The following is a 21,646-nucleotide window of genomic DNA, read 5'->3' as shown; positions in this document are numbered from 1 at the left end:
CATGTTCCGTTATGTCCTCAGCCGCCTGCTGCTTTCGATCCCGACGCTGCTTGGCGTCGCGACGCTGATCTTTTTCATGCTGAACGTCCTGCCGGGCGACACGGTGGAAACCATGCTTCGCGCCGAAGGCGGCAACCCGACGCCGGAACTGATCGCTTCGGAGCGTGCCCGTCTCGGGCTCGATCGGCCGATCCTAGTGCAATATGGCGATTTTCTAGCCGGTCTCGCCACATTTGATCTGGGAACATCGAGCTGGACCAGCAAGCCGGTGCTCGAAGAGATCGCACTGCGCCTGCCTGTGACCTTGCAGGTGGCGGTGCTCGCCATGCTGCTTGCCCTGGTGATCGCCATCCCGCTCGGCACGATCGCCGCCATCTATCGCGAAACCTGGATCGACTATGCGATCCGCACCTTCGCCATAGGCGGCATCGCCCTGCCGTCGTTCTGGTTCGGCATGCTCATCGCCCTTGTCATGCTGTGGTATTTCAACTGGCTTCCACCACTCGGTTCGCCATCGTTGCTCGACGACCCGCTTCGCCTGTTGCAGCAACTGGCGCTTCCAGCGATTGCCATCGGCTACCGTTACGCGGCGATCCTCATCCGCATGATGCGATCTTCCATCATCGAGGTGATGCATGAGGATTTTGTCCGCACCGCCCGCGCCAAGGGCCTGAAGGCTCGAAGCATCATTCGACGCCATGTGATCCCGAACTCGCTCCTGCCGACCATCACCATGATCGGGCTCGAATTCGCACTGTTGATCGGCAGTCTCGTCGTCATCGAGCAGGTCTTTTCGCTGAACGGCATCGGCCGCTTGTTTCTCGATGCGGTATCGCGCAGCGACCTGGCCATCATTCAGGGCATCGTCATGGTGCTGACCGTCATCTTCGTTGCCGTGAACCTCCTCGTCGATTTTGCCTACGCGGCGATCGACCCACGCATCAAACTGGCCTGATCCCATGCGCGACATCTTTCCCGCCACGATTGCCACTGAACTGCTCAGCGAACAGCCGCAGCGCCGCAATGCGGTCTGGCGTTTTGTCGTCAACGAGCCGCTCGGCGCGATGGGGCTTGTGGTGATCGCAATCAGCCTGTTCCTGACGCTGTTTGCGCCGCTGATCGCCCCCTATGATCCGCTCGCAAATGATTACAGCGCAGTGGTGCAGGCACCGTCGGCCATGCATTGGCTTGGCACCGACAGCTTCGGCCGCGATCTCTTCAGCCGCATTCTCTATGGCGGCCGCACGGCACTTTTGATCGGCGTCACGGCGAGTTTCGTCGGCTGCACGATAGGCGCGCTTTTGGGCATCGGTTCGGCCTATTTCGGCGGCTGGATCGACATGATCCTCGAACGCTTCATGGAAATCCTGCTGGCGATCCCGATCACCGTGATGGCGCTGGTCCTGGTTTCGACGCTGGGCCGCAACATGGTGCTGGGCGTCGACGTCAATCTGGTCTTCGCCATCGCCTTGCCGATCATTCCCAAGATGGCGCGTGTGGCGCGCTCCCAGGCGCTCTCGATCCGCCGCATGTCCTACGTCGACGCCGCGCGCACCCTTGGCTTCGGCCATATGCGCATCATCGCATTGCACATGGCACCGAACATCTTCGGCCCCTACATCGTCATGCTCACGGCCTTTGTCAGCCAGGCGATCCTGATCGAAGCCTCGCTGTCTTATCTCGGCCTTGGCGTTGTCGAGCCTACACCGTCCTGGGGGCTCATGCTTGCCGGCAACGCCTTCAACACGGCCATGACAGCGCCATGGGTCGTTGTGTTTCCCGGCCTCGCCATTGCGATCGTCATCTTCGCCTTTTCGATGTTTGGCGATGCGCTGCGCGATCTTCTCGATCCGAAGTCCAATCAAGACAGATGACCTGACAACTACGAACGTCACATGGGAGGAACATTGTGAACCTACGACACAGACTGAGCACCCTGGTGCTCGCCACAGCCCTCGCCGCAACGGGGACTCTATCGGCGACGGCCCAGGACCAGCCCAAATCCGGCGGCACGCTGCGTTATGCCGTCAGCGACGATCCCGCCGATTTCGACTGCCACAGCGCCAACCACTTCGCGGCACTGATGCGGCTTGCGCCGCATTATTCGACCTTGCTGCGCTTCAAGCCTGGCGCCTACCCGGAAATCGATGGCGATCTCGCCGAGAGCTGGCAAGCCGATCCGGTAGCACTCACCTACACGTTCAAGCTCCGGGCGGGCGTGAAGTTTCACGACGGCACGCCGCTGACGGCGAAGGATGTCGCGGCGACCTACGAGCGGCTGGCCTTTCCGCCAAAAGGCGTCGTCTCCGAGCGCATCGAAACGTTCCGTCAGATCGAAAAGATCGAAGCGGTCGACGATACCACTGTCCGCTTCAAGCTGAAGGCCTGGGACACCTCCGTGCTTGGCACCTTCGCCTCGCCATGGAACTGTGTCTATTCGGCCGGTTTGCTGGCATCCGACCCGAGCTATCCCAAACAAAAAGTCATGGGCAGCGGACCGTTCAAATTCGATGAGTTCGTTTCCGGGTCGGTTTGGAAGGCCTCTCGCTTCAAAGACTATTTCCGTCAGGGCCAGCCCTATCTCGATGCGCTGGAATCCTACACGATGGAAGGACCAGCGGTCACCAACGCCATCCAGGCCGGCCAGGTAGCTACCGATTTCCGTGGTGTGAGCCCAGCCGGCGCGCAACGGCTCAAGACCGCCATGGGCGATGGTGTGACCGTCAATTCGGGGCCTTCGCTCACCCATTTCCTGGTCACGTTCAATTCCACCAAGCCGCCGTTCGACGACGAGCGGGTACGGCGTGCCCTCAACCTGGCGATCGACCGCTGGGGTGCGGCCAAGGCGCTGGGGGCTACGACCGAGATGCGCTTCCCAGGGGGCATCTTCATGCCGGGCGGCAAGTTCGCCTCCTCCGACGAGGAACTGAAGCAGTTTCCCGGCTTTGGGTCGGACATTGAAGCATCCCGGGCCGAGGCGCGCCGCTTGCTGAAGGAGGCAGGGCAGGAGAAGCTGACGTTCAATCTGACTGTCCGCAACGGCCCGCCGATCGTCGTCGACTTCGGTGTGTTCCTGATCGATCAGTGGCGACAGATCGGCGTGATCGCCAACAACCAGGTGGTCGAGACGCCGCCTTGGGCCGCAGCGATCAACAGCGGCGATTTCGAGGCTATAACGGACATCTATTCCGCCTTGCGCGAAGAGCCGACCGAACAGATGACGAAGTACGTTTCCTTCGATCAGTCGGCGCGTTCGGCAGCTCGTTTCACCGACCGCGAACTGGACGATCTGTGGGTGAAGCAGTCGACCGAGACTGACGAGGCCAAGCGCAAGGAGCTGTTGCGCGCCTTCGAAAAGCGGCTCTATGAAAAGTCCTACTCGTTGCCCGTCGTCTGGCTGGAGCGTGACGTTGCCATGGCATCTGCCCTGAAAGGCTGGACGTTCAGTCCCAGCAACTTCTTGTACCTCGATCAGTCGTCGACCTGGCTGGCCGAGTAGCCCAACACAGCCGACGCACGTACGGCACCCTCCGCCGCAGGCGGAGGGTGTTCATGTTTCCGGCTGTGCAAACGCGCTCTGTGCCAGGCGGATGAGATGCGCGAGCCTGGGGTTTTCTTCACCTGCCCTGTAGGCCAAAAGCAGGTCGGTCTCCGCGTCCGTGTCGGCGAGGTCCTTGAACGTCACATTGGGGATCTGGATGTAGGCGAGGCCGGAAGGTACGATCGCAATGCCGAGGCCCGCCGCAACCAGTCCGACGATGGTCGTTGTCGACTGGGATTCCTGAACGATATCGGGCATGAAGCCGCGCTTGCCGCAGAGCTCGATGAACTGGTCGTAGATGCCGACGCCCATCTTGCGCGGAAAGAAGATGAAACGTTCGCCGGCAAGGTCGGCGATGCGGATTTCATCTTGATGCCGCAGGGGGTGGGTGCTGTGCATCGCCACCACCAGCTTGTCCGTCTTGAGCTTGCGAAAGGAGATCGCGGTGGCCAGTTGCTGTCGCGGGCGGCGGATGACGCCGACATCGAGGTCGCGGTTTTGGATGGCGTCGAGCTGAACCAGCGTCGGCGCCTCCTTCAGCGTCACGTCGATGTCGGGATATTCGAGACGGAACGCATGGATCAGGGCCGGAAATGGCGAGAGCAGCGATGACGCCGACGTAAAGCCGATGCGCAACTGGCCTGCCTTGCCGCTGATCACGGCTTTCAGATCCTGTTCGCAGAATTCGACCCGCTCGATGATGCTGCTGGCATGATCGCGAAGCCGTTCACCGACTTCGGTCAGCTGGACGCGCCGCTGTGTGCGGATGAAAAGCTGGCAGCCCAGTTCCTGCTCCAGATTCTGGATAGCGATGGAAAGTGGCGACTGGGTGATGTTCAGCTTTTCGGCCGCGCGGCGGAAATGCAGCTCTTCGGCGAGCACATGGAAATACTGCAGCTGCTTCAGGTTCATGGCGCGCTCTCAATCCTGACGCCGTGCCTTTTTGACCGGCGTCACGTTTGCGGGATCATCATGCGCATATTGTTTGGGTTTTTAAATCAATTTCACCGGGGCTGAAGAACACGTCGGTGTGAATGTCGGATGAGGCAACGTGGTGGGGTGCAAGCACGGAGCATCGACCATGCGCCAGCGACATAGGCCTTGGCGCCAGCGAACTGTTGATGGCGTTGCGAAGGTCATTTCGTTGCTTCTCCTGTCGGAGCGTGAATGGCTTCGATGTGCAATTGCTGATCAAGAAGCGTTCCGTAAAAGATGTGCTTGCCGTCGATGACGGTGATCGGTGCTACGCGAACGCCGGCGCGGTTCCTTGCCTCCTCTGCGACCACCGGGTCGCACAGGTCGTGCTCGACGAAGGCAATGTTCTTGCTGGCAAACCACCGCTTCAGAGCCAAGCAGTCAGGGCAGGTGGGGGTGGAGTAGATCTCGATGCGCGGTGTGGTCGACATGGCGAGCCTCGAAACTGGATGAGTTTGGCGGAGGCGGCCCGCCCGCACGGCGGGCCGGATGCGTTCATGCGGCGGCGGAAACGAAACAGCGCCGTGCGGTATTGGGGGCGGGCAAGCTTGAGCCGTGCCCGCCCCTTACTTGTTAGCTCACGGGATCGCTTTTGGCAGCGGCCACCGCGTTGACCCCCGAACCTGCTGCTCGGCGCAGGACCAGCTTGCGGACGACGACGTAGAAGACAGGCGTCAGGATCAACCCGAAGAATGTCACGCCAAGCATGCCGGCGAACACGGCGATGCCCATGGCATTGCGCATCTCCGCACCGGCTCCCGTCGCAATGACCAGTGGCACGACGCCGGCAATGAAGGCGAGCGACGTCATCAGGATAGGCCTCAGACGCAGGCGCGCGGCTTCGAGCACCGCGGCAACTGGATCGCGGCCCTTCTTTTCCTCTTCATAAGCGAACTCCACGATCAAGATGGCATTCTTGGCCGCAAGGCCGACCAACACGACAAACGCGATCTGGGTGAAGATGTTGTTGTCACCGTTCGATATCCAGACGCCGCCGATGGCGGATAGCAACGCCATCGGCGCGATCAGCAGGACTGTGAAGGGCAATGACCAGCTGTTGTACTGCGCTGCCAGGATCAGGAATGCCAGCAACACCGCGAGCGGAAACACGATCATCGCTGTGTTCCCGGCCTGTTTCTCCTGGAAGACCAGATCGGTCCACTCGAACGCCATGCCGGCTGGAAGCGTCTCATGCAGGATACGCTCGATTGCCGCTGTCGCCTGCCCGGACGAATAACCCGGCGCCGCGCCTCCAGTTATGTCGACCGAGGGGTAGCCATTGTAGTGCATCACCCGGTCTGGTCCTGAACTGGTAACGACAGTTGCAAGGGCAGCGAGGGGAACCATCTCGCCTGCGGCATTGCGAACCTTCAGGCGTGCAATGTCGTCCACTTGGGCGCGGAACGGCTCGTCCGCCTGGACGATCACGCGATAGGTGCGGCCGAAACGGTTGAAATCGTTTGCGTACAAGGATCCCAGATTGACCTGCAATGTCTCGAAGATCTCCGTCAACGGAACACCTTGCGCCTTGGCCTTGACCCGATCGAGATCGACCTGAACCTGCGGCGCGTTCATCTGGAAGCTCGCCATCATGCCGGCAAGTTCCGGCGCCTGCGCGGCCTTCGCCATGACCTCACCCTGCACCTTGGCAAGGGCTTCAAGCCCTGCCCCGGAGCGATCCTCGATCTGGAGCTTGAAACCACCTATCGTCCCGAGCCCCGGCACCGGCGGCGGCGGGAAGATGCCGACGAAGCCGTCCGGGATCTGGCTGTACTTGCCCATCAGCCGTCCGGCGATCGCATTGGCCGAGAGTGACGGATCCTTGCGCTGATCGAAGGGATCGAGCATGGCGAAGACGACGGCGGCATTTGGCAGGTTGACGAAGCCGTTCACGGAGAGGCCCGGAAAGGCCACGATGCTCTCGACGCCCGGCTCCTCCAACGCGATCCTGGACATCTCCTTGACGACAGCCTCTGTCCGGTCGAGCGACGCTCCGGATGGCAACTGGGCAATGCCGACGAGATAGTACTTGTCCTGCGTGGGCACGAAACCGGTCGGGATGCTCTGGAACCCCATCCAGGTCATTCCAACAAGCCCTGCATAGAGTGCCAGGATCACGCCGCTTATGCGAATGGCGCGACGTGCCGCGCCGACATAGGCGTTCGATGCCCTGTCGAAGAAGCGATTGAACAGACGGAAGAACCAGCCGAATGCGAACTCGATGCCACGGGTGAGCCAATCGCGGTTTGACCCGGAGTGGTGCGGCTTCAAGAGAACGGCTGCCAGTGCTGGCGAAAGCGTCAGGGAGTTGACCGCCGAAAGAACTGTCGAGATCGCTATGGTGACCGCGAACTGGCGATAGAACTCGCCCTGAAGGCCCGACAGAAATGCCGACGGAATGAACACCGCGGCAAGCACGGAGGTGATCGCGATGATAGGTGCCGTCACCTCGTCCATCGCCTTGCGGGCCGCATCCTTCGGCGTTTCGCCAAGACCAATGTGCCGTTCGACGTTCTCGACGACGACGATGGCGTCGTCGACCACGATGCCGATCGAAAGAACCAGACCGAACAGCGACAAGGTGTTGAGCGAGAAACCCATGAGATACATCACCGCAAGCGTGCCGATGAGCGATATGGGCACGGCAACCAGCGGAATGATGGAAGCACGCCACGACTGCAGGAACAGCACGACAACGATGACGACGAGGACGATCGCTTCGAGCAACGTCACCATGACGGCGGCAAGCGACGCGCGCACGAAGACGGTTGGATCGTAGGCAATCCGGTATTCCAGGCCCTCCGGAAAACCGCGCTGCAATTGCTTCATCTCGGCATGGATGGCGTTCGAGACATCCAGCGCATTTGCACCGGGTCGTTGAATGATCTGCATCGCGACGGCCGGCTCACCGTCAAGCAGGCTACGCAACGCGTAGCCATCGGAACCGAGACCAATCCGCGCAACATCGCGCAGACGCACGATCTGCCCGTCCTCGCCCGTCTTGATGACGATCTCGCCGAATTGTTCCTCGCTGGACAGCCGGCCCAGTGTACTGACAGTAACTTCATAGCTCGCGGCCTGCGATGGCTGCTGACCCACCGAGCCGGCCGCGACCTGGAGGTTTTGTTCGCGAATGGCGGCGACGACATCCGCAGCGGTCAGTCCGCGTGCAGCGACTTTGGCGGGGTCCAGCCAGACACGCATGGCGTATTCGCCCGCACCCCAGATGATGACATCACCGACCCCTGGCAGGCGTGCGAGCGTGTCGCGGATCTGCAGGCTGGCAAAGTTGGAGATGTAGAGCGGATCGTAGCGCTTGTCGGGCGATACAAGGTGCACCACCATCAGGATGTCGGGCGATGTCTTCTGGGTGACGACGCCGATGCGTTGAACTTCTTCCGGCAGGCGTGGCAGGGCGCGCGACACGCGGTTCTGCACCTGGATCTGGGCCATGTCCGGGTCCGTGCCCTGGGCGAAAGTGACGGTGAGCGTCATCCTGCCGTCGGTCGCGGCCTGCGAGCTCATATAGAGCATGCCCTCGACACCATTGATCGATTGCTCGAGCGGGGAGGCCACCGTCTCGGCGATAACCTGCGGGTTGGCGCCTGGATAACTTGCGGTCACCTGCACGGTCGGCGGGGTGACCGACGGATATTCGCTCAACGGGAGCTGAAACAGGGTGATCGCTCCCGCGATCAGCATCAGGGCCGAGAGAACGATCGCAAAGATTGGCCGATTGATGAAAAAGTGTGGCAGGCTCATCGACGTGCCTCCTGCGTATTGCCAGCGGCAACGCCGTTGACTGAACGCTGATCGGGCGCCATTTCGATTCGGTTCGGGGTAACCTGCATGCCAGGTCGGACGAGCCCCTTGATGATGACCGTGTCACCAGGGTTGAGGCCGCTTGCAACCACGCGCAGCCCATCGTTCATCCCGCCCAATTCCACCGGCCGGTATTCGACCATGTCACCGGCACCCAGCACCAGGACGTAGCGCCGTCCCTGATCGGTCCCGACCGCTTGATCATCGATGAGAACGGTCTCTATGGGCGCGCTCGTGGCAAGCTTCGCCCGCGCGAACAGGCCTGGGGTCAGCCGGCCGTCGGGATTGGCCAGCACGGCTCGGGCGCGAATTGTCCCGGTGCTTTGATCGATACGGTTTCCGAGGAAGTCCAAGGTGCCCGAATGAGGGTAGCCTTTATCGGTGGCGAGCCCGACTTCGACGAGGAATGAGGTATCCTTGCGCCCCACCGCCTCGGGACGGGCTTCGCTTAGAAAACTCAGATAGGTCGGTTCATCGATATCGAAATAAACATGTATGGGGTCGACCGACACGATCGTGGTGAGCAATGTCGCCGCGCCTCCGGAAGCTCCGGTGACGAGGTTTCCTTCCGTCACCAGCACCCTGTCGACGCGTCCAGCGATCGGTGCTGTCACGCGGGAATAAGAAAGATCGAGCCTGGCTGCGGCCCTTGCGGCCGTTGCCTCCAGCACCTGAGCCTGCCGCTCCTGCTTCTTGGACAAGTCGTCGTCATAGGTCTTGCTGGCGATGGCGCCGCTCGGGATCAGCCGCTTCGATCGATCGTGATCGGTCTCGGCTTGTGCGAGCAGAACCTCGGCCCGTTGCAGCTGCGCCTCCGCATTCTGGAGCGCGACCTCAAACGGGCGAGGATCGATCTGGAAGAGCAGCTGGCCACGTTCAACGAGGCCGCCTTCGGGCACGCTGACGGTATCAAGCATACCGCCGACGCGTGGCCGTAGCTCGACCGTTTTGGCGGCGGCTACGACGCCAGTAAACTCCGACGATCTTGCGATCACCCGTGTGACGACCTGGGCGACTGGCACCTGGGGCGGTGGCGGGGTCATGGGAGCCGTGTTGCTCGTTTCGCCCGAGGTCAGCACCCGGCTGAAAGTAGCAGGCACGCCATTGAGATAAACAAACAACCCGCCGCCCCCAACGGCCGCTAATGTGAAGAGAAATATCCTAGATTTCCTAGTCATTTAAACTACCTCGTCGTCAGAATGCGCGACGTCTCCGACGACACCGCTTGATGATTTCCGGCGACGCTAATGCTTCTAGTGACTGGAAGGTCAACAGCCGTTTTTGGGCGTTGCGAAGTCGCGCTGATGGTCCTTTTCTGAGAACATACCGTTCAGGGGGAGGGCGTCGCGGTCAGCAAAAGACGCCGATAGACGAGCGGCCCCCTAGGTTCACCGCGTTTTTCGCTGCCGCTGGGCCTCTTTCTCGATCAATTGGCTACTCGCTTGGTGCCGCCGATCTCCTCACGAACTTGCTGAGCAGATCTGCGCGCAATCCCGAAGGCCGTCGTTGGGATGTGGAATAGCGCGCACACAGGCGAATTCGATTCGCGCCAATGGGTGTCGAGCGCGATGCCTTCCAGGCGCCCGCGCTCAAAGCTGCGCCAATCCGGCCAGGAGTCGTCTGCTATGCCTGCCAGCAGCGGCCCTCTCGCGTCATCGCGAAAACCGCTTCGTCACGAGTTTGACGGCCTGAGCTGTCGCCGGCGCGGGCAGGCAAGCGGAACATTGGGACGCTCAGTCATTCGATCGGGACCGTCGGTCATGGCGTGCGGGAGCGTTTTCTCCATAAGTGCCTCCTATGGCGCCGCATCCCCCTGAAACCTCGACGCTACCAACCAGGGCCGTCGGCGACGCGGGCCGGTTCTCCAGCGGCCCAATTGCAGCCGACACCCGGCCACACGGCTTCAAGGCCAGCTTCATCGTGAGATTCTAATGCGCACCAGTTCATTGCCCTGTCCGACGACAAGCTCTGCCAACCAGGCTTGCGGTGAGCCTGCGCCCCCGTCCAGGGCCCGAGAACTGCCGTCCCGTTCCGGGCGTCCGCTGCCTCGGATGCTGCTTGGCTCGACAATGCTGGCTGGGTTCGCCTCGGCCGGTGTCCCGGCTTTGTTGGCAGTGACGACTTTGGGCCTGTTTGCCCAGCCGGCTCTGGCCCAATGTGTGCCCACGGTAGGCAGCTTCGCGTGTTCCGGAGCCAATGCGACAGGGCAAGACGTAAATGCCGACGATGCGGCTGTGATTACAGCCCCTGGCTTCAGCGTCGATACGACAGTCTCGGGTGGGGACGCGCTTTCCATCCAGGGGCTCGGCCACATCAGCTACATCGACGGCAACGCGGCGACCCTGACTGCGGGCTCAGGGCAAATTGGCCTGAACATCCAGTCGAATGGCGACAACGGAGCAACGCCGGGCGCAATAACTGTTGTGACCGGTGGGGCCATCAGCGGTGGCAATACGGGTATTTCCGCTTTCAACGGCGGCACTGGTGCGACCGCCGTGACCGCAACCGGGCAGGTCACCGGGACCAATGGTACCGGCATCTATGTCGAGAATACCGCCACGGCGGGCGACCTCAGGGTGAACGCCGCAGGTGTCACCGGCAACGCCGGCATTATCGCCGCCAACAACGGCACTGGTGCGACGAGCGTCACCGCGACAGGCCAGGTGACCGGGACCGGTCTCAACGGCATCTGGGTCCAAAACGCGACCACCGCAACTGGCCTGACGGTAAGCGCCGCAGGCGTCACCGGCAATGGCGACGGCATCTACGCCTACAATGACGGCACCGGTGCGACCACCGTCACCGCGACAGGCCAGGTAATCGGTACCAATGGCATCGGCATCAACGCCGAGAACGCCGCCACGGCGACCAATCTGACGCTGAACGCCGCAGGCGTCACCGGAGGCAATGCCGGAATTATCGCCAGCAACAACGGTACAGGCGCCACCAGCGTCACCGCAACGGGCCAGGTGACCGGGACGAATGGCAACGGCATTGAAGCCTGGAACGCCTTCGGGGCGACGGGTCTGAAGGTGAATGCCGCAGGCGTCACCGGCAACGCCGACGGTATCTACGCTTACAACGAAGGTACAGGTGCGACTTCCGTCACCGCGACGGGCCAGGTAACCGGCACCAATGGCACCGGCATCAACGCCGAGAACGCTTCAACGGCAACCGACCTGACGGTGAAGGCCGCAGGCGTCACCGGCAACGTTGACGGTATTAGGGCCGTCAACTACGGCACGGGTGCGACCACCATCACCGCAACCGGCCAGGTAACGGGGACCAGTGCTACCGGCATCTACGTCGAGAACGCCGCCACGGCGGGCGACCTGACGGTGAACGCCACAGCCGTTACCGGCGGCAACACCGGCATTATCGCCGCCAACAACGGCACAGGTGCGACAAGCGTGACCGCGACGGGCCTCGTCACCGGGACCAATGGCAACGGCATCTGGGTCCGAAACGGCGCCAGCGCCACTGACCTAACGGCAAGCGCCGCAGCCGTTACTGGCGACATTGACGGTATTTACGCCTACAACGACGGCACAGGTGCGACGAGAGTCACCGCGACAGGCCAGGTGACGGGGACCAATGGCAACGGCATCTGGGTCCAAAACGCCACCACTGCAGCTGACCTGACGGTAAGCGCCGCAGGCGTCACCGGCAATGCCGACGGTATTTATGCCTACAACGGCGGCACGGGTGCGACGAGCGTTACCGCGACAGGCCAGGTGACGGGCACCAATGGCATCGGCCTCAACGCCTGGAACGCTACCACGGCGACCGATCTGACGGTGAACGCTGCGCGCGCTACCGGCGGGGACACTGGCATTCTCGCCTACAACGACGGCACCGGCGCGACCAGCGTGACCGCGACGGGGCTCGTCACCGGGATCGCGGCAAACGGCATCCATGCCTACAACGGCACAACCGCAAACGGCCTCAATGTGAATGCCGCTGATGTCACGGCCAAATTGACCGGCATCTACGCATGGAACCAGGGCGTCGGCGCGACCAGTGTGACGGCGACAGGACAGGTAACCGCCAACGATGGCTTCGGCATCCTCGCCTTCAATGACGGCGCCACGACAACCGACCTGACGGTAAAAGCTGCAGGCGTCGCCGGCGTTCCGGCCGGTATCTTCGTCATCAACGCTGGCTCCGGAACGACCAGCGTCACTGCGGCCGGCCATGTGACCGGGGTTGCGGGGATCATGGCCCTGATCGGCCCTGTCTCAGGCGACCTGATGGTGAAGGCCGCAGACATCACGGCCGGCGACTTCGGCATTAGCACCTCCAACAACGGCCTGGGGGCGACGACAATCACCACTTCCGGTCAGGTGACCGGGGCCGCCGACACCGGCATTCTTGCCTACAACGACCTCACGACAACCGACCTGACGGTGAATGCCGCAGCCGTTGCCGGCAGGCTGTATGGCATCAAAGCAAGCAATAACGGGACCGGCGCGACCAGCATCACGACGAGTGGGCTCGTGGAAGGCGGCGTCAGCGCCATCTCCGTCGGGTCCAGCGGCCAACCGATCACCATCGTCACCAGCGGGCTGGTGCGCAATAGTTCCCGCGATTCGACGCGCCTTGCGATCGAGGCTTTCGGCGGCCCGGTGGCGCTGACCAATGCCGGTAGCATCCTCGGCACAGTCAACTTCGGCGCGGGCGCCAATGTCATGACCAATAACGCGGTCTGGAACACGGCGGGCGGCGAAAACGACTTCGGCGGCGGCACGCTGACCAACAGCGTTGGTGGCACAATCATCGGCGGTGGTGATGGCGTCGTGCCTGTAGCCACGCTGTTTGACGGGCTTGGCAGCTTCGTCAATCGCGGCGTACTTACCATGGTCAATGGCGTGGCCGGCGATGTCGTCAGCCAGACTGGCGGCAATGCGCGGTTTGAAGCCGGATCGGTCCTGGCGGTCGACGTCAATGCCCTGGGACAGGCTGACAAATTCACCACCACCGGAAGCGCAACGCTGGCCGGCGGCACGGTGGCCCTGCCTGACGTTGGCGGCGTCTATCTGCCGGGCCGCCTGTGGACAATCCTCAATGCGGCCGGTGGCGTCAGCGGTACCTTTGCCGCGCTGTCCGAGGAGATGCCCTATGTGGACTTGTCGCTGGGCTATGACGCCAGCAACGTCTATCTCAGCGCCGTCCGCAACGGCGTCGCCTTCTGCCTCGGCGGCTTCAGCGGCAACGAATGCGCGGGCGCCAACAGCATCGAACCGCTCGGTCAGGGCAACACGCTCTACGACCTTGTCGTTTCGCAGACGAGTGCGCAGGCTGCGGCCCACGCGTTCAACCAGCTCTCGGGCGAGATCCATGCCTCGGCCAAGGGCATGCTGCTCGAAGACAGCCGCTTTGTCCGCGATGCCGCGACCGATCGCATCCGTTCAGCGTTCGACGGCATTGGCGCTGCGCGCGCGCCGGTGATGGCTTATGGCGAAGGTGGGCCCGAACTCGTCGCGGCGGATACCGATCGCTTCGCCGTCTGGGGCAACGCCTTCGGCGCATGGGGCGACACTGACAGCGACGGCAATGCCGCCACCTTCGACCGCTCGATCGGCGGACTTTTACTGGGCGGCGATGTCCTGGTCGGAGATGCATGGCGCGTCGGCTTGATGACCGGCTTCAGCCACTCGTCCTTCGATGCCGACGACCGCGCTTCGTCAGGCGACGCCACCAGCTACTATCTCGGTGCCTATGGCGGCAGCCAATGGGGTGCTGTGTCGCTGCGTACCGGCGCTGCCTACAGCTGGAACAGCATCGAGACCCGCCGTGCGGTGACGATCCCCGGCCTGTCCGAGATGTTGTCGGCCGACTATGATGCGGGTACAGCGCAAATCTTCGGCGAGGCTGGCTACCGCATCGACACGGCGCGAGCATCCTTCGAGCCCTTCGCCAATCTCGCTTACGTCAATGTCCGCACCGACGCGTTCAACGAGACCGGCGGAACGGCGGCACTCTCGCAGGCCAGGTCGAACACCGATGCGACCTTCACCACGCTTGGCATCCGCGCCTCGGGCGACCTTGCACTCGGCATCGTCAACGCGACCGCGCGCGGCATGCTTGGCTGGCGCCATGCCTTTGGCGACGTGACGCCGCTGTCGAGCCTGGCCTTTGCCGGCAGCAACGCCTTCACCATTGCTGGCGCGCCAATCGCCAGGGATGCCGCGGTCTTGGAGGCCGGCCTCGACTTCGACATCGCGCCCAAGGCGAAGCTCGGCGTTTCCTATACCGGGCAATTCGGCTCGGGCGTTTCCGATAACGGCGCCAAGCTCGATCTCAGCGTCAGGTTCTGAGCGGCCAACCCAGCAATCGGCGGCCCAGGCCGGCCAAATGCCGGAAAATCGAGTAACAGGGTCTGTGGACGCGGCGATGGCCGTGGACCACTTCTCGGCCCGGACTGTATCCGTCAACGGCGGGAGCCGTGAACAGGGCTGGTGCATCTGACGCGGCCAGATGCTCACCGCAGAGGCAATGCGTAGGTCTGCTTGACCGTTTCGCTGGGCACATCCGTCTTGACGTTTTGAATGCCGTTGACCTTGGTCAGGTGGCTGGCTTGAAACCGGCGGTAATCTTCCAGATCGGCCACGACCACGCGCAGGAGCGCGTCGCTTTCTCCAAGCATGATGTAGCACTCGACCACCTGCTCAAGCTTTCGCATGGCCCCGATGAAGCGGTCGATCGTCTCCGCATCCTGAGCCGTCAGCCAGACACGGGCGAACATATTCAGGCCGAGCCCGACCCTTGCCGGGTTGAGAACCGCCACGTAACGGTCGATGACGCCTGCCTCCTCCAGAAGCTTCACCCGTCGCAGGCAAGGAGAGGGCGAAAGGCCCACCTCTTTGGCAAGCTCGACGTTTGAAATGCGCGCATCACGCTGGAGGGCGCGAAGGATGCGCTTGTCGAGGTCGTCGAGTCTCATTGGCATAATATTCCACCGATTTCGACAAACACGCGAATAATGCTAATTCTAGGTGCTTTTCTGGCATCTGCGCAAGCAAATTGCGGCACAAACGCTCTATCTTGCCATGCATGGAAATTTCAACGGCACTGCTCTTCGTCGCCACCGTGTTGCCGCTCATCTGTACGCCAGGTCCCGATATGCTTTTCGTGGCCTCGCAGGCCCTGGCCGGTGGCACCGCCGCTGGCCTGCGCTCAACGGCAGGCGTTTGTCTGGGATATGTGGCCCACTCGCTCTTCGCCGCACTGGGAGTGGCCGCAATCATCGCTGCCTCGCCTGTCCTGTTTGAGGCACTGCGGTGGGTTGGCGTCGCTTATCTCGTCTATCTGGCAGTTCATCTGATGCGGTCCGCGCTACGCGCGGGGCAAATGACGCTGTCAGGAAAACCAGAAAAGAGCCAGCTTCGGCGCGGGTTCCTGACGGCCTTCTTGAACCCGAAAGGCATGATGATCTACTTCGCCATCCTGCCGCAGTTCATGGACCACACTGGACCTGTCTGGCTGCAAGCGCTGGTGCTTTCAGCCATCTTCGTTGCGCTATGCGGGGCGGTCTACACCATCCTGAGCATTGTCGTTGCCTCAGTCGGCAAGCGTGGCAGCTTCAGCGACCGCCGTCGCCGGTGGGTGGAAGGCATAGCAGGCGGATTGCTGATCCTGGCCGCTGGGCGGCTGGCCATAAATTAGCGCCGTTCCATTCCGAGCGAACCGGAATGCTCTTTTCGGGATCATGCTCTGGCTTGCGGTGGCACATGGCCCGCACGATTCATTCCTACAACACGACCACGCGCGCGCCGTTCGGGGCCTTTTCGTAGAGATCGATCACGTCCTCGTTGATCATGCGGATGCAGCCTGACGACGCCTCGGTGCCGATGGTCCATGGCTCGGAGGTGCCGTGGATGCGGTAAAGCGTGTCGACGCCGCCGCTGTAAAGATAAAGCGCGCGCGCGCCGAGCGGGTTTTGCGGCCCCGGCTCGATCCTGCGCGGCAATTGCGGGGTCTGGCTGTGCATGTCGTCGGTCGGATACCAGGCCGGCCACTTGGCCTTGCGCCCGATCGTTGCGTTTCCCGACCAGGCATGGCCTGTCGCACCGACAGCGATGCCGTAGCGATAGGCGGTGCCGTCGCTACGAATGAGATAGAGCAGCTTTTCCCTGGTGTTGACCACAATGGTGCCGGCGCCATAGCCGGGCGGCGCTGCAACGACAGTCGGCTTGAGGCGCGGGTCAAACTTGCGCCGGTCGACGATTCGGACCGGATAGGCTTCGTTGGCATAGGCCTGCTGCCTGCTTTCGATCTCAGCCTTGGACAGTGCGGGTTCAAGCGAACCCTGGCTTGTGCAGGACGCTGCCAGAGGCACCATGGCAGCGAGCAGCATCGCGCGCCAGCGCATGCCTGACATCACCGTCATGTTCTAGCCGCCGGTTGCCGCAAGCTTCTTCAGCCTGTCGAGGCTCTGGCCCAAGCCTTTCAGCGACACATCGAGACTCACCGGCGCACCGGTATCCGACGCGGTCATCGCCACTGTCAGCTTCTCGTTGGCTCGAAGCGCTGCCTCGAACTTGGCATCGACAGCCACCGGGGCGATGCAGCCTTGAGGCAGGCAGGTCTTGTAGGCGGCCTTGGCATAGACATCGTCCTTGATGCGCAACGCCAGCCCTGATTGCAGGTCGATGCCAAACGGCGCGATGACCGTGCCGGCCAAGGGCTGCTTGTCCTTTGCCGCGCCCTCGAACACGATCATCAGGACGCGCTGGTTGGAGTTGCCCTGCGCCAGGCTCTGCGACACCTGGCAGATACGTTTGGTGGCGGGCTCTTGTCCCTCCTGCTTGGGTGCCGCGGCATTGGCGCACTGAACAATCCAGTCGCCATAGGTCTCCGACAGCGCTGAAGGTGCGGCGTCCTGTGCATTGGCTTGGCCCACCGCACCAAGGATCAGGGCCCCGCAGGCCGCGGCGACGACGGTTGTCCTGCGCCGGAGCGGTTGCTCTGCGCGGCTATGCGGCAAGGGGCTCTGACCAGTCAGAAGATGATGGACGGGCATATCAACGCCTTTCATGACGGCTGGGGTAGACTCGGCTGGTTTGGAAATGGCCCCCATGGCCAAGAGATTGGACTGCCCGGCAGCGAACGGCAAGCAAGGACTCTTGGTGCTGGTAAATGCCGCACAGGTCACTCACGCCTGATCGATAAGCACCTGTTCCAGCCCGGATTCGGGCGCCGAGCAGACGCACAGGATCGTCGCCTCGCCAGCGCCGACCGAGACATAACCATGGCCCATGGTCGAATCGATGTAGACGCCGTCACCTGTTGCAAGCCGTGTCGGTGCATAGTGGTCGGTGTGGATTTCGATCTCGCCGTCGATCACATAGGCGAATTCCTCGCCGACGTGACGGACCAGCGGGCCGAACTCTTCAAGCGTGCGGGCATGGATCTTGGCGATGATCGGCACCATGCGCTTGTTGATCAGGTCGGTGCAGAGATAGCTGTAGTCGTAGTTCCGCGTCGCCAGCTGCAGCGTGTTTGCCGCCGACACCACCGAGCGCCTTGTGCGCTCCACGCCCTTGGCCGGTTCGAAATTCAGCAGTTCCGTAACCGGGATATCGAGGCCCGTGCAGATTTGCAGGATCTTGTCATAGGTCAGCGACATCAGGTCGTTTTCGACCTTCGACAGTGTCGACAAGGCAAGTCCTGTGCGCTCGCTGACTTCCTGCAACTTCAGCCCATGGCGCTGGCGCATGGCGCGCAAGCATTCACTCAGTCGCGGTTGTTGGGTCACATTGTCTCCGGCTTTGGCGCGCTGAGCCTATTTCATTTTCTAAAAATGGCAGGGATTTAGCGTTTACGCAAACGACTTGACGTATGCAAAAAGAAATCTTACCGATTGCATCACAAAAAGGCGGGAACGGCAAAATTTTTTGATGAGCAGGGAAACTTCCCTGCACCCCATGACGCCAAGCGCGTCGTGCCAAGGTCAATGCGGGAGGGCAGGACCATGCGTAGCGACAGTCATAACCAAGGCACCGTATCGCGGCTGAGCCTGGTGCGTTGCGCCAATCGTTTTCCATGCACGTCCGGCGCAACGCTCCGCGTAGCCGGCAATCCGATTACATCAGGAAGGGAGTGACCGGCATGACCAAGGCACCGGCCGATTTTGCTGCGCGCATCGATGCGCTGTTCAATGAATTCACCGGCCCCGACAGCCCGGGCGCTGTCGTGGCGGTCACCGAAAACGGCCGTGAGATCTTCGCCAATACCTATGGTCTCGCCAACATCAACAATGCCGTGCCGATGGAACGCAAGACGATCATCCGCATCGGCTCGCAGACCAAGCAGTTCACCGTGCTGCTGATCCTGATGCTGGAAGCTGAAGGTAAGCTGAGCCTTGCCGATGAGGTGCAGAAGCACCTGCCATATGTGCCGAAGCTGGAACAGCCGGTGACGCTGGCCCATCTCGCCTCCAACACCTCGGGCTTCCGCGACCACCTCGAAGCCATGATCTTCGCTGGCCTGTCGATCTTCACCCCATCCGACCGGCAGACCGGCCGCGATGTCATCGCCCGCCAGGATGCGCTGAACTTCAAGCCCGGCAGCGCCATGACCTACTGCAATGCCGGCTTCTTCATGCTGTCGGAGATCATCGAGCAGATCGAGGGCGCAACCTTCAACGAGGTGCTGCGCAAGCGCATCACCGGCCCGCTCGGCATGAACGACACCTCGCTTTTGATCCGCGACGGAACGGCGATGAAGCGGCTTGCCGCGCACTACACCAAGCGCACCGATGGCTGGGCCAACCTCAACTGGGGGCTCGATCTCGGTGGCGAGGGCGGCATGATCTCGACCCTCGACGACATGATCATCTGGCAGCAGAACCTGTTCGACCCCAAGGTCGGCACGCCTGAGATGTACGAACGCATGGCAACCCCTTGCGTCTTCGACAACGGTGCGACCGGCTTCTACGGCCTCGGTCTTGTCACCGATGTCTATCGCGGCCGGCGCGCTGTCGGTCATGGCGGAACGGTCGCTGGCGGCAAGTCGGAATCGACACGCTTTGTCGATGACGGTTTTGGCGTCGTCATCATCGCCAACAACGACCAGGTTGCCTCCTTTGCGCTCGGCCGCCGCGTCGCTGACATCTATTTCGGCGACGAATCCCCGGCGCTGATCGCGCTCGCCCCCGGCCGTTACCGCCAGGAAGGTGGCCCCGACGTCTTCGAGATCGTCGCCAAGGACGGCGTGCCGACCTTCCTCAATTCAGGCGGCGTCGGCGGCTTCGACTTCGGCCATCAAGGCGGTGCCAAGCCCGAACGCGCCATCACCGATCTGGTGCTGAGCCCGCGTCCTGACGGCAAGGTCGATGGTGTCTTCTGCGGCACGCCGCGCATTTATGCGCCGCTTCAGGCCAACGCCAGCGCCGTGCGCCCGCTGGCCGGGCGTTACGTCAATACGGCCCAGGGCTTGGAGGTCGAGATCACAGGCGATGCGCAAAGCGGCGAATTCCGCCTGCGCTCGGGGCTGGGTGCCATGACCGCGCCCATCGTCGCGGCCGATGCCGACCTGTGGTTCCTGCTGCAACCCGGCACCGACATGCGCCCCGGCTTGCCGTGGAATGCAACGCTGGCGGTGACCGCCGACGGTTTTGAGATGAACTCCGACCGCATCAAGAAACTGGCCTTCAAACGAGCCTGATCAACCAACTTACGGCGAGGTGTAACATGTCCCTTCGGAACCTATCTCCCCAGGAATTCGACGCGCTGGCGCGCGACTATCTCAAGCAGGCAACCCTGTCGCGGCGCGGCTTTCTGGGCGGTGCGGTAGCGCTCGTTGCGGCGGCCAGCCTGGGCATGCCCGGCAAGGCGTTGGCGCAGCAGACCGGCGGCACGCTGCGTGTCGGCCGCTCGGAAGAGCCCGATACGCTCGATCCGCACAAGACCACCTTGTCGGTGTCCTCGACCACGATGGACATGATCTACGAGCCGCTGGCGCGCGCCGGCTATGACGGCGAGATCCTGCCGGGCCTTGCCGAAAGCTGGGCCTTCAGCAATGAAAACAAGACCCTGACCTTCAAGCTGAAGCCGGGCGTCAAGTTCCACGACGGCACGCCTTGCGATGCCGAGGCGGTGGCCTGGACCGTAGCGCGCCATCTCGCACCCGAGGCGGCATCGCCCAGCGCCTTCTTCCTCGGTCCGTTGGAGCGCGCCGAGGTCGTCGACCCGCTGACCGTCGCCTACCACTTCAAGGAACCCTTCGTTGCCGTCTGGGTCGGCCTGACACTCGGCTATTCCGCACCGATTTCGCGTGCGGCCGTGGAAGCCGCTGGCGATCAGTTCGGCCGCAAGCCGGTCGGCGCTGGTCCGTTCAAGTTCGTGTCGTGGTCGACCGACCGCGGCATGCGGCTCGAGCGTAATGATGACTACGCACCTGTTGCCGCGCTTGCACGCATCGATGCGGTCGAGCTCTTCCACTACCCCGAGGATTCGACCCGTATCGCCGCTTTTGAAACAGGCGAGATCAACGCGATGTATGGTGGCGCCTCTGTGCCGCTCGATAGCGTGCGCCGCCTTCGCGGCAACCCCGATGCGGTCCTTCTGGAGCGCCCGGCCCAGATGATGCGCGCGCTGGTCTTCAACCAGAAGCACGCGCCGTTCGACAATCCGCTCGTGCGCCGAGCCTTTTGCCATGCCATCGACCAGAAACGGATGATTGCCTTTGCGCTGGATGGTTTTGCCGTCGCCGCGACTTCGCCGGTGGCGAGCTCGATCGCCGGCTACTCACCCAAGACGGCTGAGCTGTCTTACGGCTACGATCCCGAAAAGGCCAAGGCGCTGCTTACTGAGGCTGGCGTCGCCCAGGGGCTCAAGGTCAAGCTCGTCGCCAACGACACGCCAGTCATCCGCCGTACCGCTGAGGTGATCCAGGCGCAGCTGCGCGAGATCGGCGTCGAGGTGGCGATCGAAACCTTGCCGATCGCGCAATGGTCGGCCATCACCGCCCAGGGCGGGCAGGACATGGTCATCTCCACCTATTCCTACACCGAAGCCGATATCCTCTATCCGGTGCTGCACACCAAGGGCGCGCTGAACCGGGCCTTCCACGAAAACGCCGAACTCGACGGCATGATCGCCGAGCAGCGCGTCACCGCCGACCCGGCGGCGCGGCAGGTCGTGCTGGACAAGATCCAGGCCAAGGTCGTCACCGAAGCCTATTGGAAGCCGCTGTTCGAGCCGCTCATCTTCGCTGTCGTTTCCAAGGACGTGGTCGACCCCCGCATGAATGCCGGCGGCGAGTTGCGTGTCGACCAGCTCGGCATGACCTCGTGACCCGCGCCGA

At 62.4% G+C, this 21,646-nt stretch carries 15 protein-coding genes; 7 read left to right on the top strand and 8 right to left on the bottom strand.

Going from position 1 to position 21,646, the window contains the following annotated elements:
• The first annotated feature begins 1 nt into the window (after window position 1).
• Genes AC1RTB_RS25630 through AC1RTB_RS25620 form a run of 3 tightly spaced genes read left to right on the top strand, consistent with a single transcriptional unit; the run spans window position 2 to window position 3,499 of the window.
• Window positions 2-955 (top strand): ABC transporter permease, encoded by a 954-nt coding sequence (locus AC1RTB_RS25630; protein ID WP_492882096.1) that lies wholly within the window; start codon window positions 2-4, stop codon window positions 953-955.
• A gap of 4 nt (window positions 956-959) precedes the next feature.
• Window positions 960-1,874, top strand: coding sequence for an ABC transporter permease (locus AC1RTB_RS25625; protein ID WP_492882097.1), 915 nt, complete (start codon window positions 960-962; stop codon window positions 1,872-1,874).
• Between the two features lie 35 nt (window positions 1,875-1,909).
• Window positions 1,910-3,499, top strand: a complete 1,590-nt coding sequence (locus AC1RTB_RS25620) for an ABC transporter substrate-binding protein (protein ID WP_492882098.1) — start codon at window positions 1,910-1,912, stop codon at window positions 3,497-3,499.
• 51 nt (window positions 3,500-3,550) lie between these two features.
• Here AC1RTB_RS25620 and AC1RTB_RS25615 read toward each other — a convergent pair whose 3' ends face one another.
• From AC1RTB_RS25615 to AC1RTB_RS25600, 4 genes are all read right to left on the bottom strand, one after another.
• Window positions 3,551-4,453 carry a LysR family transcriptional regulator gene (locus tag AC1RTB_RS25615; protein ID WP_492882099.1) on the bottom strand — a complete coding sequence of 301 codons (903 nt, stop codon included), beginning with the start codon at window positions 4,451-4,453 and terminating at the stop codon, window positions 3,551-3,553.
• Window positions 4,454-4,677: 224 nt separating this feature from the next.
• Window positions 4,678-4,947, bottom strand: coding sequence for a glutaredoxin family protein (locus AC1RTB_RS25610; RefSeq protein WP_492882100.1), 270 nt, complete (start codon window positions 4,945-4,947; stop codon window positions 4,678-4,680).
• A 142-nt stretch (window positions 4,948-5,089) separates the two neighbouring features.
• Window positions 5,090-8,278: an efflux RND transporter permease subunit gene (locus AC1RTB_RS25605; protein ID WP_492882101.1), complete on the bottom strand. Its 3,189-nt coding sequence runs from the start codon at window positions 8,276-8,278 to the stop codon at window positions 5,090-5,092.
• Window positions 8,275-9,459 carry an efflux RND transporter periplasmic adaptor subunit gene (locus AC1RTB_RS25600; protein WP_492882102.1) on the bottom strand — a complete coding sequence of 395 codons (1,185 nt, stop codon included), beginning with the start codon at window positions 9,457-9,459 and terminating at the stop codon, window positions 8,275-8,277. Before AC1RTB_RS25600 ends, AC1RTB_RS25605 begins: the two co-directional genes overlap by 4 nt.
• 1,113 nt (window positions 9,460-10,572) lie before the next feature.
• On the opposite strand from AC1RTB_RS25600, the gene AC1RTB_RS25595 reads away from it, so the two are divergent.
• On the top strand, window positions 10,573-14,655 hold the full coding sequence (locus AC1RTB_RS25595) for an autotransporter domain-containing protein (RefSeq protein WP_492882103.1): 4,083 nt from the start codon (window positions 10,573-10,575) through the stop codon (window positions 14,653-14,655).
• A 164-nt stretch (window positions 14,656-14,819) separates the two neighbouring features.
• On the opposite strand, the gene AC1RTB_RS25590 is transcribed toward AC1RTB_RS25595, so the two are convergent.
• Window positions 14,820-15,281: an Lrp/AsnC family transcriptional regulator gene (locus AC1RTB_RS25590; protein WP_492882104.1), complete on the bottom strand. Its 462-nt coding sequence runs from the start codon at window positions 15,279-15,281 to the stop codon at window positions 14,820-14,822.
• A gap of 110 nt (window positions 15,282-15,391) precedes the next feature.
• On the opposite strand from AC1RTB_RS25590, the gene AC1RTB_RS25585 reads away from it, so the two are divergent.
• Window positions 15,392-16,003 (top strand): LysE family translocator, encoded by a 612-nt coding sequence (locus AC1RTB_RS25585; RefSeq protein ID WP_492882105.1) that lies wholly within the window; start codon window positions 15,392-15,394, stop codon window positions 16,001-16,003.
• Window positions 16,004-16,088: 85 nt separating this feature from the next.
• Here AC1RTB_RS25585 and AC1RTB_RS25580 read toward each other — a convergent pair whose 3' ends face one another.
• From AC1RTB_RS25580 to AC1RTB_RS25570, 3 genes are all read right to left on the bottom strand, one after another.
• Window positions 16,089-16,727, bottom strand: a complete 639-nt coding sequence (locus AC1RTB_RS25580) for a L,D-transpeptidase (RefSeq protein WP_492882106.1) — start codon at window positions 16,725-16,727, stop codon at window positions 16,089-16,091.
• Between the two features lie 3 nt (window positions 16,728-16,730).
• The gene (locus tag AC1RTB_RS25575; RefSeq protein WP_492882107.1) at window positions 16,731-17,240 is read right to left on the bottom strand and encodes an invasion associated locus B family protein; all 510 of its coding nucleotides are present in this window, start codon (window positions 17,238-17,240) and stop codon (window positions 16,731-16,733) included.
• Between the two features lie 252 nt (window positions 17,241-17,492).
• Window positions 17,493-18,095, bottom strand: a complete 603-nt coding sequence (locus AC1RTB_RS25570; protein ID WP_492882108.1) for a helix-turn-helix domain-containing protein — start codon at window positions 18,093-18,095, stop codon at window positions 17,493-17,495.
• 353 nt (window positions 18,096-18,448) lie between these two features.
• On the opposite strand from AC1RTB_RS25570, the gene AC1RTB_RS25565 reads away from it, so the two are divergent.
• Both AC1RTB_RS25565 and AC1RTB_RS25560 read left to right on the top strand, forming a co-directional pair.
• Window positions 18,449-20,005: a serine hydrolase domain-containing protein gene (locus AC1RTB_RS25565; RefSeq protein WP_492882109.1), complete on the top strand. Its 1,557-nt coding sequence runs from the start codon at window positions 18,449-18,451 to the stop codon at window positions 20,003-20,005.
• Between the two features lie 26 nt (window positions 20,006-20,031).
• Complete coding sequence (locus tag AC1RTB_RS25560) at window positions 20,032-21,636, top strand: ABC transporter substrate-binding protein (protein WP_492882110.1); 1,605 nt, start codon at window positions 20,032-20,034, stop codon at window positions 21,634-21,636.
• Window positions 21,637-21,646 lie beyond the last annotated feature (10 nt).

The organism is Aminobacter sp. GW821-FHT11F06 (genome assembly GCF_058808215.1).
This window is presented reverse-complemented; position numbering and strand designations above follow the sequence as displayed.